Origin of the sequence: Mixta mediterraneensis (assembly GCF_014946725.1) — a bacterium.
GTDB classification, from domain to species: Bacteria; Pseudomonadota; Gammaproteobacteria; order Enterobacterales; family Enterobacteriaceae; genus Pantoea; species Pantoea mediterraneensis.
Map to the genome: position 1 here is coordinate 38100 of NZ_JACFXY010000019.1, position 13726 is coordinate 51825.

At 57.9% G+C, this 13726-nt stretch carries 11 protein-coding genes; all 11 read left to right on the plus strand.

Annotation, left to right across the window (positions count from 1 at the left end; translation table 11 throughout):
- Positions 1-54: 54 nt before the first annotated feature.
- The 11 genes from H2P46_RS21300 to H2P46_RS21350 all read left to right on the plus strand — a co-directional run bounded on the left by H2P46_RS21300 (position 55) and on the right by H2P46_RS21350 (position 13622).
- On the plus strand, positions 55-285 hold the full coding sequence (locus H2P46_RS21300; protein WP_193406782.1) for a hypothetical protein: 231 nt from the start codon (positions 55-57) through the stop codon (positions 283-285).
- Positions 282-2456: a type IV conjugative transfer system coupling protein TraD gene (gene traD / locus H2P46_RS21305; protein ID WP_193406783.1), complete on the plus strand. Its 2175-nt coding sequence runs from the start codon at positions 282-284 to the stop codon at positions 2454-2456. The genes H2P46_RS21300 and traD overlap by 4 nt, the downstream gene beginning before the upstream one ends.
- A complete protein-coding gene (traI, locus tag H2P46_RS21310; RefSeq protein ID WP_193406784.1) occupies positions 2456-7606 on the plus strand; it encodes a conjugative transfer relaxase/helicase TraI in 5151 nt (1716 codons plus the stop codon). Before traD ends, traI begins: the two co-directional genes overlap by 1 nt.
- Positions 7607-7707: 101 nt before the next feature.
- The gene (locus tag H2P46_RS23360) at positions 7708-8391 is read left to right on the plus strand and encodes a ProQ/FINO family protein (RefSeq protein WP_338103676.1); all 684 of its coding nucleotides are present in this window, start codon (positions 7708-7710) and stop codon (positions 8389-8391) included.
- 1 nt (position 8392) lies between these two features.
- Positions 8393-9190, plus strand: a complete 798-nt coding sequence (locus tag H2P46_RS21320) for a DsbA family protein (protein ID WP_193406785.1) — start codon at positions 8393-8395, stop codon at positions 9188-9190.
- Between the two features lie 272 nt (positions 9191-9462).
- Entirely contained in the window at positions 9463-9699 is a 237-nt protein-coding gene (locus H2P46_RS21325) for a hypothetical protein (protein ID WP_238939063.1), read from the plus strand.
- An 11-nt stretch (positions 9700-9710) separates the two neighbouring features.
- The gene (locus H2P46_RS21330; protein ID WP_193406786.1) at positions 9711-10241 is read left to right on the plus strand and encodes a phospholipase D family nuclease; all 531 of its coding nucleotides are present in this window, start codon (positions 9711-9713) and stop codon (positions 10239-10241) included.
- Positions 10242-10405: 164 nt separating this feature from the next.
- A complete protein-coding gene (locus H2P46_RS21335; RefSeq protein ID WP_095105102.1) occupies positions 10406-10654 on the plus strand; it encodes a replication regulatory protein RepA in 249 nt (82 codons plus the stop codon).
- Positions 10655-10893: 239 nt separating this feature from the next.
- Positions 10894-10968, plus strand: coding sequence for a RepA leader peptide Tap (gene tap / locus H2P46_RS21340; RefSeq protein WP_071594637.1), 75 nt, complete (start codon positions 10894-10896; stop codon positions 10966-10968).
- The gene (gene repA, locus H2P46_RS21345; protein WP_193406787.1) at positions 10949-11824 is read left to right on the plus strand and encodes an incFII family plasmid replication initiator RepA; all 876 of its coding nucleotides are present in this window, start codon (positions 10949-10951) and stop codon (positions 11822-11824) included. Before tap ends, repA begins: the two co-directional genes overlap by 20 nt.
- A 973-nt stretch (positions 11825-12797) precedes the next feature.
- Positions 12798-13622 (plus strand): hypothetical protein, encoded by an 825-nt coding sequence (locus H2P46_RS21350; protein WP_338103677.1) that lies wholly within the window; start codon positions 12798-12800, stop codon positions 13620-13622.
- Positions 13623-13726 lie beyond the last annotated feature (104 nt).

The window sequence follows — 13726 nt, forward strand, 5'->3', positions numbered from 1 at the left end:
GCTGTCTTACACCGACAGTACCCGTCGTCGAGTCTGAAAAATAAGGGTTTATATATGAATTGTTCTGATAATGTCAGTTCTGATGCCGTACTGCCTGAAGGAAATGTTTCGTCTTTGCGCCAGACAGGAATGGGATACGCCCATATAAACCAGTTTCTGCCCATGATGAAATGGAATAATGATGACCTCATTGTTATTTATGATCCAGATGCTGAGTTTCACGATGTTTTTTCTGATGAGCTGATTGTCTCGCCTTCATGTGAATATGCCGGGAGGGATAAATGAGTTCCACCAAGCACATTACCCAGGGCGGGCAGGTATTCAGCTATATGCTGAATATGTTTATGCAGGTCAACCGCCGTATTGCCTTCTGGTTATTGAATCTTTTTTTTGTACTGACGCCGTTATTTTTCTGGATGCGGGTTCCGTGGCAGGACATGCGTAACGGCGGGCTGTACTGGTGGTTATACTTTTCCGCTGGCGGTGAAAAAGCGTTGTTCAATGTACCGCCCGTATATGATGTTCCTTATGACGGGCAAATCCTGCATTTTACCTCTGCAGCCATTCTGAAAGACCCCTATATGACCTATGCAGGTCAGCTGACGCTGCAGGAGCTGTTTATTGCGGTATTCCTGGCGAGCTGTGTGGTGCTGGCGGTGGCTTATGGCGTCTATTACCTTCTACGCCGACTCGGCGAGAAGCAGGCCCAGGATGATCTGGTGGGCGGCCGTTCGCTCACGGAGGACGTGAAGTCGGTGGCCAGAACCCTGCACCGCAATAATGAAGCATCGCCACTGCATTTTGACCAGTTACCACTGCTGCTCGACAGTGAGGTTAAAAACCTGTTGCTGCATGGTACGCCCGGCTCCGGTAAATCCAATGCCCTCAACAAACTGCTGCAGCAGCTGCGTGCACGCGGGGACATGGTGATTATCTACGACAAGGGCTGTTCGCTGGTTAAGCGCCACTTTAATGAAAACATCGATAAGCTGCTGAATCCACGTGATAAGCGCTGTGAAAACTGGGATTTGTGGCTGGAGTGTCAGACCACATCGGACTTTGATTCCATTGGCAATACGCTGATCCCCCAGAGTACCAAAGAAGATCCATTCTGGACGGGGTCTGCCCGGACTATTTTTACCTCGGTATCTAAACGTTTCCAGAATGACCCGCATCGCAGCTATAACGCGCTGCTGCGTACCCTGCTGGCCATCAATCTGAAGGCACTGCGGGAATACGTGCAGGGGACGGAAGCCTCCAACCTGATGGAAGAGAAGGTGGAGAAGACCGCCATTTCTATCCGTGGTGTGCTGACCAACTACGTGAAGGCATTGCGCTACATGCAGGGGATTGAGCGCACCGGAAAACCCCGCTTTGCTATCCGCGAATGGATGAAGCAAGTGAACGAGCCGGGGCAGCGCAATGGCTGGCTGTGGATCACCTCCAATGCCCGGGAGCACGAGTCCCAGAAGCCACTGATTTCCATGTGGCTGGCGCAGGCGGCCAACTGCCTGCTGGAGATGGGAGAGAACCCGACCCGCCGGGTGTGGTTTATCTACGATGAACTGACGTCCCTGCATAAGCTGCCGGAACTTCCTGGCGTGCTGTCGGAGGCCCGTAAGTTTGGTGGCTGTTTTGTACTCGGTTTTCAGAACAAACCGCAGCTGGATTTCACCTACGGTCGTGAATTTGCTGACGCGATGATGGATTTACTCAATACGCGCTTTTTCTTCCGCTCCCCGGATGAAGGAGTGGCGAACTATGTGATGCGTCAGCTGGGCCAGCGCCGGGCAAAGGTGTTTAACGAGCAGTACAGCTACGGTGCAGATACCGTACGTGACGGGGTGTCGTTCAGCAAGCAGGAAGATGACCAGTATCTGGTCAACTACTCCGATATCCAGTCTCTGCCGGACCTGACCTGTTATGTAACCCTGCCGGGGAATTACCCGGTAGTGCGTATGAATATGACTTACGAAAAAATGGACTTTATCGCGGCAGAGTTTCTGCCACGGGAGCTGAATGACAGTCTGGACCCGGAAATCGAGGAGGAAATTACCCGCCGTGAACTGGATGAAGACAGCATCGACAGGCTGCTTGCGGTACAGAGCAGCGAGTCTGCTGTACCGGCAACAACCGCCGCCGTATCTCCGGTTGCGACCGTATCCGAGGCCATCAATTCATCTCCCCCGGCAGCGGTAACGCCCCCTGTACCTGATACCCGGAGCGGCCAGGCAACGGCAAGCCCGGTCCAGAACGGTGGCCGGGTGAAGGAATATGACGGACTGCAGGTGGATACGCAGACCGGTGAAATTCTGACTGAGCCAGATCGTTACGAAGACTATGCGGCGTACGAGCAGGAGGCCCTGCAGGCGATGAAGGAAGAAGAGAAAAATATCCTCGTTCACCGTGAACATGACGAACCGGACAGGGAGTATGAGCCGGGGGACCGCTGGTAATGCTGACCGTATCATCGACTGCTGGCGGCGGAGCCAGCTACTACATGGCGAAAGATAATTATTACTTTCTCGGCAGTATGGAAGCGTCCTGGATGGGGAAAGCCGCAGAGCTGTTAGGGCTGGAAGGCCCCGTGGATGCGAAGACATTCGATGATGCCCTGGCCGGATTTTTCCCGCAGGGCGTCGATCTCTCCCGGATGTCGGGCGGTCAGAATATTCACCGGCCGGGTTACGATCTGACGCTGTCGGCACCCAAAAGTATTTCCGTACTGGGTGTGGTACTGGGCGACAGCCGTATTCTGGAGGCGCATCAGCGTGCTGTCGGTGTGGCCATGGGGGAAATTGAAAGACTGGCCAGTACGCGTGTCATGGTAGATGGGGTCAGCCAGCCAGAGATGACAGGTAAGTTGCTGGCTGCGGCTTTCCACCATGACACCTCGCGTGAACTTGATCCACAGCTGCATACGCACCTGATAGTGATGAACCTGACGGAGTACCTGGGGGAGTGGAAGACACTTTCCAGCGATAAGGTCGGCAACAGCGGGTTTATCGAGAACGTCTATGCCCTGCAGGTTGCGCTGGGCAAAATCTACCGTAACGAACTGCGTCAGGCCGTGGAGGAGATGGGATTCCGGACCGTGGTGACCGGCAAAAACGATCTGTGGGAAATCGAGGGTGTTCCGGTGGAGATATTTTCACAGCGTACGCAACAAATACGGGAGGCCGTCGGGGATGGCGCGTCCCTGAAATCCCGTGACGTGGCGGCGCTGGATACGCGTAAGGCCAAACAGAAAGATCCCGACCGGGTAGAACTGCTGACCGACTGGATGAACCGTCTTGAGCAGGAAGGATTCGATATCGGCGCGTTTCGCCAGGAAGCTGAAGCCCGTCTGAAGACAATGGACAGTGACAGAGCTGTACGGCCGGAGACGACCCCGGACGATGTCCGTCAGGCGGTAAGCCTGGCGATTTCTCAGCTCAGTGAAAAGCGGACCCGCTTCACTTATTCCGACGTACTCAACCGGACGCTGAACAGTCTCGATGCGCGGGAGCAGATTGCGGTGATGGCGCGTTCTGCCATTGAGTCGGCGATTGAGAGCCAGCAGCTGATACCGCTGGACCGGGAGAAAGGTCTGTTTACCTCCTCGATTCATCTGCTGGACGAACTGAGCCTGCAGCAGATGGCCGGGGAGATGAAATCCACCGTGGTGATATCCGGTGGTGCTCCCGCCCGGTCTTCGCCGTCTGTGCCGGTGATGCAGCAGATTGAGGCAGACCGTCCTTCACTGGCGATTGTCAGCCAGCCCGGCGGCGCGGGCGGTATGCGCGAATCGGTGCTGGCCGGCACGCAGCTGGCGCAGTCACAGGGACGGGAAGTGGTGGTGCTGGCCACCGACCGCAGCAGTGAACGCTGGCTGGCTGAACAGCCTGGTCTGGCGGATAAAGTGGTGACGCTGAAAGGGCTGTCAGAGTCTGCGTTGCCGGAGAACAGTACGCTGATTGTGGCCGGGGCGGAAAAGCTCTCCGTCCGTGATGCGCTGACGGTCACCGACCAGGCGCTTCGTGCGCAGTCCCAACTGCTGCTGATGGACAGCGGCGGGCGCAGCGGGACCGGCAATGCCCTGCAGACGCTGGAGGCGGCCGGGGTGGCCCGCTACCGGGCGGAAACGGAACGTACCGTGGCCGTCAGCGTGGTCAGTGAGCCGGACAAGCGGCAGCGCTATGCGGCTCTGGCCCGGGATTATGTAACGATGGTGAGCCAGGGAGAGAACGTAGTGGCCCAGGTCAGCGGCGAGCGTGAACAGCAGACACTGACGGCAGCGTTGCGGAAGACGCTGCAGGAAAAAGGACTGCTCGGGGTAAAAACGGTGTCCGTCGACACGCTGGTTCCGCAGTGGCTGGACAGCAAGAACCGGCGCCAGCTGGACACATACCGGGAAGGGATGGTGCTTGAGCAACGCTCTCCGGACAGCCGGGTATCTCAGCGCTATACCATTGACCGCGTCAGCGCGGAGACCCGCACACTGATGCTGGTCGGGGAGGATGGTCAGCGTCAGGGGATGAAGCTCAGTCAGGTGGACAGCAGCTGGAGCCTGTACCGGTCACAGACCGTTGATATTGCCGAAGGGGAGAAACTGACCTGGCTGGCGCGGCAGGGTAAACAGCGTGCCGGTGACGGTGTCACCGTTAAGGCCGTGCGAAAGAACAGCCTGGTGGTGGAGCATGACGGGCAGACGCGGGTTACTCGTACCGATGAACCGCTGAAGGCCGGGTACGGTTACGTCACCTCGCCGGGAAAGCGTGTCAGCGAGCAGGGCACGGTGCTGGCAGCGGTCTCCGGTCGCGATACCGGGGCGACGATGCTCAATACCCTGGCCCGCAGCGGCGAACACATACAGCTTTATACCCCGCTGGCAAACGATGAAGCTGAGCGCCGGTTGTCCCGCTCGCCGCTGTACCGTACCGCGCTGGCGCAGGTGAACCCGCAGAACGGTGAGCTGGCTGACGCGATGTCGGCGGCGCAGGATGCGCTGATGAGCCCGGCCGAGAAAGCGGTACGGCAGGCAGTGACGCTGACCCAGGGCAGTGAGGTGGTGTTCAGTCGCCCCGACGTCCTGGCGAATGCGCTGCCGTTGCATGCCTCCCTGCGTAAGGATGATGTGGACCGTGAACTGGCCCGCCAGGTGCAGACCGGTGAACTCATCCCGGTACCGGGACCGAAAGGCATCGCACAGCAGCTGTATGTGACGGCTGCGAGCTATGAGGCGGAGAAACGCATCATCCGTCTGGTGGTGGAGGGGCTGGATACGCAGTCATCGCTTCTGAGCCACGCCGACCCGGCATTGTTTGCAGGGCTGACGGCAGGGCAGCAGCAGGCCTCCAGCCTGATACTGGAGAGCACCGACCGTTTCATCGGGATACAGGGCTATGCCGGTGTGGGGAAGACCACTCAGCTGAAAACCGTACTGGCGGCGCTGGAGACCCTGCCGGCAGACCAGCGCCCGGACGTCGTCGGGCTGGCCCCGACCCACCGGGCGGTGGGTGAGATGGCTGATGTAGGCGTCAAAGCGCAGACGCTGGCGAGCTTCCTGATGGATGTGGAGCGCCGGATTCAGGGCGGAGGGACGCCCGATTTCAGTAAGACCCTGTTCCTGGTGGACGAGAGCTCGATGGTGGGTAACCGGGATATGGCCGATGCGATGGGCTATATTGCCGCCGGCGGTGGTCGCGCGGTGCTGAGCGGTGACCGGGACCAGCTGCTGCCGGTGGATAACGGCGCGCCCTTCACACTACTGCAGGAACGCAGTCCGTTAGATACCGCCATCATGCAGGATATTGTGCGCCAGAGTCCGGCACTGAAACCGGCCATTGAATCGGTCATTGCCCGCCAGGTCCCGGCTGCGCTGGACACCATCCGCAGCGTGACGCCGGATACGGTGCCGAGAACGCCGGGTCGCTGGTCACCGACACAATCCGTGGTGGCCATCCCCCAGACGAAAGAGCAGAAGGAAGAGCAGGGTGACCGGGTGATACAGGCCATCGTCGATGACTTTACCGGTCGTACCGCAGAAGCACGTGACAATACGCCGATTGTCACCCAGACCAACGCTGACAAGAACGCCATCAATACCGCCATTCATGCTCAGTTGCAGGAGCGCGGCGAGCTTGGCCGTGAAGTGGCCATTACCGTGCTGGAACGGGTGAAAACGCAGACCGACAGACTGAAGTCGGTGGCGGGGATGGCTGCGCAACACGGCAATATCGCGCTGATTAACGACCGCTATTATACCATCCGGGCCGGGCAGGACAGCCGTCAGAACGGTTATGTCGAGCTGGTTGATGAGACCGGTCAGGCACAGGCGCTGTCAGCCTTTGAGAGCAGCCTGCGGGACATCGCGGTGTTTAAACCCCGGGAGATGGCCGTCTCGGTCGGGGAGAAGGTGAGTTTCTCCCGCTCTGACCGCGAGCGCGGACGCGAAGCGAACAGCAACTGGACCGTCACCGGCGTGACAAAAGAGGGCGAGCTGCAGCTGACCCAGGGGGAGGAGACCCGCATCCTGAATCCGAATACCGACATTGCCGACCGTCATCTGGACTACGGCTATGCCGGAACCGCGCACAAGGCTCAGGGGGCCAGCGCATTGTATGTCATCGTGCTTGCCGGCGTGGACGGTGGGCGCCAGGCGCTGGCCTCTCTGCGCGATGCGTATGTCGGCCTGTCGCGTGTAAAAGCGCATGTACAGGTCTATACCGACAATCTGGGTAAGTGGCTGAAGAAGGTCTCCGCACCGGCGGAGCGGCAGACGGCCCACGATGTGTTGCTGGCCGATGATGACCGTCAGGCGGCAACTGCACGGCAGTTGTGGGAAAAAGCCACGCCATTATCGGCCAGCGCCCTGGGGCGGGCACTGGCAACACAGTTACCGGAGGCGGGCGAGGCCCGCTTTATCCACGGCAGCCGGAAATATCCGGCGCCGCATGTGGCGCTGCCGGTGCACGATGCCAGCGGCGTACAGCGGGCGGTATTGCTGCGGGAGGTGCAGCTTGATGGCGATGGCCGGTTACGGGGCCTGAGTGATAACGCCCGCCTGCTCGGCAGTGAAGATGCCACACTGGTGTTATTCCGGCAAAGCGAAACCGGCCTGACCCGTCAGGCCGCAGACCTGGCAGAGGCCCGGCAGCTGGGGATGCAGCATCCCGGCGACGGTATTGTGGTCGTCAGGGGTGAATCACCCACCGATGCCATCATGAAGCGTCTGAGTGGTGGCCTGGTTCTGCCGGACAATGCCGGCATTGCTCATCACCCGACCGACAACCTTGCCGACACGCCGGACCCGGTGAGCCTCAAAACGCCGGAAGAGCAGCGGATGGCGAAAGCGCTGGCAGAAGAGGCCCGACGCCAGCAGCAGCCGGAGGCTGCGCCGCATTTGTCGGGTGACGCCGAACGCCCGGATGCTCAGCAACAGGCGGAGCGCGCAGAGTCCCGTGCACTGCAGCGTGAGGCTGAACAGTCCCGGCAGCAGGAGCAGGCCGGGCTGAGTCAGGTCATACAACAGGACCGTCAACAGGCGCGGCAGCGGGAAAGTGTGACCGACCAGCTTCACCGGGTTGAGCGCGAGTTAGTGAAAGAGAAGGAAATTGGCGAGTAACCGACATCTGTCGCGCAATATCAATGCCGCCAGCGTTGGTCCTGTAGAATACTTCACCTATCAGTCACCCCGAGCTATCAACACACTACAGGAGTCAGCCTGTGAATGATGACAAAACCCGTCCGCGCCTGAGCCTGAAGCGTAAGGCCCCGCCAGCAGACGCGTCCGTGCCTGCCAGCGAGGCGGGGGCGGACATCACGGTCTCCCGGCGGAAAACGGTGGTGGTGAACACCGGGCCGAAACGCAATAAAAAGCCGCTGGCGGATGACCGACCGCCCGCCTCCCGGATGCTCCAGCCGGGCAAAGGGCAACCGAAAAAGACAAAGGAAAAAAAACAACCAGCACTCCCACCCAACAAAGCGGTGGAGGTAATACCTCCTCCACCGAAGAAAAAGCCACGCCCTGGCCGTCCGGCGCGGCTGATGCGCCCGGCGGACGCCGGGCAGACGCTGAGTACACACTGGCCGGGCCTGTACGCTGGCGGCCAGCTGCGCCCGCTGGCCATCGGGGTAAGGGAACAGCTCTTTGCCGATGCAGAACGCCGGGCACTGCCGTTGTCGAAGAAGGTAATACGCCGCTGTCTGAAAACGCTGACGCGGACGGAAACGTATCTGAGCGGCCTGACGGCCGGAGTCGCATGCTACAACGCGGATGGCTCTGTTGAATCGCTCATTCCGCCTGAGCGTGAACGTGCAGCCACGGCAAAGCTTGCGAGGGTACAGGCAGACAAACCGAAGAAACAGGCGGCAAAAGTACCCGCCATAGATGAAAAAAAGGAACATTAAAATGTTAACAGTAAAGCGCACCGCACTGGCGATGCTGATGACCAGCGCTCTGTTGTCCGGTATGGCAAATGCGGCGGAGAAAGCCACACCTGTCTTTACTCCGGAGCAGGAGGCCCGCATTGGTGAAATCGCGAAAGACTACCTGCTGGCTCATCCTGAAGTGCTGGTTGAGGTCAGTCAGAAACTGCAGGCACAGCAGCAGGAAAAGCAGCAGCAGGCGATGACGGCGGCCGTGATTCAGCATCAGGCCGCGCTACTGAACGATAAAGGCACGCCATCATATGGTCCCGCGGATGCGAAAGTGACGGTCGTCGAATTCTTCGATTACCAGTGCATCTACTGTGCCCGCCTGGCACCGGCGCTGGAGAAGGTGATGAAGGCCAACCCGGGTGTGCGCTTCGTGTTCAAGGAACTCCCTATCTTCGGAACCCGCTGGCCGGCGTCCCTGATGGCAGCGAAAACCGGGCTGCAGATTTACCAGCAAAAGGGCAGTGAGGCTTATCTGCAGTACCATAATGCGGTGTATGCCACCGGGCATAATGAGGGCAAGCTGACGGATGCCGATATTACCGCAGCGGCAAAAGCCGTGAAGCTCGATGTGAAAACCGCGCCGGATGTTCAGGGGACCCTCGAGGGTATCGGTGCACTGGCACAGCAGCTGGGCTTCAGCGGCACACCGGCCCTGGTGGTCATGCCGTCCAGTGGTGCCAGCGCGGACAATGTGACCGTTATCCCTGGTTTCACTGACGGCGAAACCCTGAACGCCGCTATCCAGAAAGCGGCGGGCGGTATTCGCTGATTTTCATCCTAGTGGTGGTCTTCCTGACTGCCGCCCTGTGACGCCCATCGTTGCGACGGGCCCAACTGACCCCGGTCAGCATCAACCTAAATCCAGCCAGACTGAACGTTGTTTCCGGCATCGCCGGGTATGCTGACCTGCGCGTTTGCCTGGTCAATGTGCCCTTGGCCTGCCGCCCTCACGCTGTTCGGTTGGCCAACCCCGGAAGCGGGTAAAAACGAGTTTTCCCCGCTTCCGGCGTTTCTTAGTTAATTCAGAGAAGATGAAATCATATGGCATGTTTTGAATGCAGCAGCGATGCAATGCTTATCAACCAGTTCGCCCCCTGGGTAACCGTCGGCATTTTGATAGTCAGTGCAGTATTTTTCAGTCGTCTTCTGAAGCGCGATCATCGAATGTGGACATTCGTCGTCGTTACGCTGGTGTTGATGGAGGAGCTGGCTCTGAGCCTGTGGCTGCTGCCTGGTGATGTGCAGATAGTATCCCCGCATTTTATGGGGAGCATGTAATGAGGATCGCAATGCGATTAAACCGTAGTGTCCGAAGATGGTGTCTGCCAGGTCTGCTCAGTCTGGCACTTTCAGCGCCTGTGCCGGTAGTTTGCGCAGCCAGTATCGAGGCGGGTTTTTCACCGGAAGGAACGGCGCTGCAGCTGGTCCTTAAGACCATTGACTCAGCACAGCAGGATATCCGCCTGATGGGCTATTCCTTCACCTCTCCGGAGGTGGTCAGGGCGCTTGTCAGAGCAAAACGCCGGGGAGTGGATGTGGCCGTGGTTCTGGACGGGAAAGCCAATACAGGAAAGAACAACCACGCCAGTAAAGCAGCCATGAATCTTCTGTTGGGTGCCGGTATACCGGTTCGTACTGTCAGTGCTTACAAAATTCTCCATGACAAAGTGATCGTCGCTGACGGGCGCAACACTCAGGTCGGCTCGTTTAACTTCAGCAGGGCTGCGGACCGTTCGAATTCGGAGAACGTGCTTGTAGTCTGGGATGACCCCACAGTGGCGCAGCGTTATCTGGACCACTGGACATCCCGCTGGGCGTAGGGAACGGACTGGAAACAGACGTACTGACCCTCCGGAAAACGATCATACAACGTAGACCGTGCGCCAACACGGTTCACACTTTTGTCTGAAGTTAAGTCGCTGATTTCAAAAATCTGTAGTATCCTCTGCGAAACGATCCTTGTTTGATCCTTGAGGAGGCAGAGATGTCGCAGGTCGGAAATGCAGTAACTTCCTCATCGAAACGTGCTTATAGAAAAGGTAATCCTCTGAGTCTTGCCGAAAGACAACAGACATCTTTGGCAAGGAAGCGTTCTACGCATAAAGAACTTCGGGTTTTCCTGCCTGCAGCTTTAAAAGAACAGCTTCAACATATGTGCGAAATTGAAGGTGTTACTCAGGCGGAAATGATTGAGAGACTGCTCAAAAAAGAAGTTGATAGTAGTGTTACTTGAATTGTAGCGACATCACTTTCTTGCCTGAACTCTATCAGAGTGTTAGATTGCAGATCGTTTGATGATATTCGTGGTTGGCCATGCCGCAAGGTGGCAGGATACTGGTTCTTATAGAGATTCCCTGAACCGGAAAAAAAGAAAACCCCGATAATCTTCGCTGAGTTTGGCGACCGGAGAAGATTAACGGGGCTACATAAAACTGTATAGAAGCTGTTGCTCTATGCAGGGAGTATATGTGCATGCTCAGAAAACTGCAATACCTTCTGTGCTCAGTGCTCCTTCCGTGCAACATAAGTGCGGGAAGGTGTGACTGACGCCCAGACCCTGTTCTCCCATTACCGTCAGGTCAAAAACCCGAACCCGGCATTCACGCCGCGTGAAGGCAAAAAGACACTGCCGTTCTGTCGTAAGCTGATGGCGAAAGCCGAAGGCTTCACGTCCCGTTTTGACTTTTCCATCCATGTGGCGTTCTTGCGCTCGCTGGGTAAACGTCACCGGATGCCGCCACTGTTGCGCCGCCGGGCCATCGATGCCCTGCTCCAGGGGCTGTGTTTCCACTATGACCCGCTGGCCAACCGCGTTCAGCGCTCCATCACCAATCTGGCCATCGAGTGCGGTCTCGCCACCGAGTCGAAAAGCGGCAATCTGTCCATCACCCGCGCCACGCGGGCGCTGACGTTTATGGCGGGGCTGGGGCTGATTACCTATCAGACCGAGTATGACCCGCAGATTGGCTGCAATATCCCGACCGATATCACCTTCACGCCGGCACTGTTCTCGGCGCTCGACGTCTCTGACGTGGCCGTTGTGGCCGCGAGGCGCAGCCGTGTGGAATGGGAGAATCAGCAGCGTAAGAAGCAGAACCTGAAGCCGCTGGAGATGGACGAGCTGATAGCGAAGGCCTGGCGGTTTGTGCGTGAACGGTTCCGCAGCTACCAGTCCGAACGTAAACAGCATGGCCTGAAGCGCGCCCGCGCCCGACGTGACGCGGACAGAGCCCGTAAGGACATTGTGACGCTGGTGAAACAGCAGCTGACGCGTGACTACGCCAGAGGGCGTTTCGTCGGCGACAGGGATGCTCTCGAGCGTGAGCTGGAGCGGCGCGTGAAAGAGCGCATGCTGATGTCGCGCTGCAACAACTACACGCGGCTGGCCACCGTCCCCATATAACCTACCTGACTGAAAAATCCGGCTGGCGCCGGAGGGTTTCGCACGTCTGCAGCTCCAGACTGACGGTTTTCTGCACGAAATGACGGCCGTCCTTCCTGACATTCACCCCATTCCGCCATCAGAATGGCCAGAAATTGCATCAGAGTGGCCACATCTCATCGCCAGATTCAGTTACCCACAAATAACTGCAAGGGACTTTTCCATAAGGTTACAACCGTTATGCTTACAGAGCGCCAGCCGACCTGATTTCAAAGTGCGTGGTTTCCTTTAAAAGCCTGCTCTGTACTTCTTTTAAATATCTTTTATTTCATTCATATAAATATATAACCTGTTCGTCGCCTGACCTGTGGACAGGCTCCTGAAAATGCCCGCCCTTGCAGCGGACTATGTCCGCGCCGGTTCGGCAACTACCTTAAGTAGCTCCCATCGCTACGCGACGGGCCCCAACACAATACATATAGTTACAACATTCAAAATACTCACTCAAAAGCAGGAACAGTGCCTGCCTCAACCCTCACAGCCCCTCCCACCACTGAAAAGCGAGGCCGCCCCGGCCCGGAGGGCCGGAACAACGTCGCTTTTAATGATGAGTGTTGTAACTAGAAGCAAGTCGCTTTAAGAAGTATCGCTGGAAGGTCTGGATTAACACGCCCGTAAGCGGCCCTCACGGCCCGCTAACGCGGAGATACGCCCCGACTGCGGCTACGCCTTGTCGTGACCACTCCGACAGCGCACAAAAGCTTCTGTATCGCTTTTAGCGGGTTTGTGTCTGGCAGGGAAAAGGGATGGATTGGCAGAACCTATCAGAACGGTAACCGGCTGCGCCGGGTCACGGCGCCACTCACCGCCAGTGCCCTGTTTACCACCCGCTGGCGCCTCCATGCCGCTGACGCGGCATTCAGTGGACCGGCTGCGCACTGCTCGCCAGTCAGGTATGCATATGATATAAACGATTGTGTTTATAAACACTTCTGTGGATATTGTTATGCTGCTGACCGACTACATTGACAGCGTGTACGGAACGGCGCGCGGAAACCGGGCGCGCTTTCTGAAGGACAACCCGGATATCCTTCCCCAGGAGCTGAGCCGCTGGCTTAAGGCTGGTCTGAAAATCAGGCCTGAGACCGGCGAAATCTACAAGCCCGTATCACGCCGCGTCAGGATACCGTCGGCGGTGGCCGCCGGGGCGGGCGTCTTTCTCTCTGACGACCTGCGTGAACGTGTTGCGTCACTGGCCACCGCGCAGAACGTGACAAGTGATGCCATGCTGAATGCCCTGGTGGAGCGCGAGGAACTGTGCCGTAAACTGTCCCTTCAGACAGAGAATGGTGACGCCGTGCCGGAACAGCAGATTGCCGGCATTGTCAGCCGGTACTTTTCAGCACTGTCTGAGCACAGCGAAACCGGTACCTGGCACAGGGTGCTGGAGGGGCTGGTCCGGGAACTGACGGAATCTGGCCTGCTGTCATTCCATACCGGTAATATTGCCGAGAGCCGCCGCCTGAACATTCCCCGCACCGCGTATTACTGGTATGGCGGTTTCGTGGCAAAACGCGTGGCCATGATGCTGGGCTGCTACGATATCTACCTGTGGAACGAAATGATGCACCCGGACAGCGACGTGGCCTTTGTGGGCGATGCGCGCAACGTGGTGGCCTGCTACTTTATCTGCCAGCAGATGTGCCGCCTGCTGAAAGCCGTTAGGCTGAACTGGCGTAAGCAACAAGGGGCATGGGGAAGCCGGGCAGAGCTGGATGAGGCTGCGCACCGGTACATGTCAATACCGATCGAATTCTGACCCACCCTGCCAAAGTAAAACTGACCCACCCCCTTTGAATCATTCGAGCGTTGTTGCTTTCGTTTTCTTCTGGAGTTGACCGCTTTTCAGCTTATCTTTCAGTC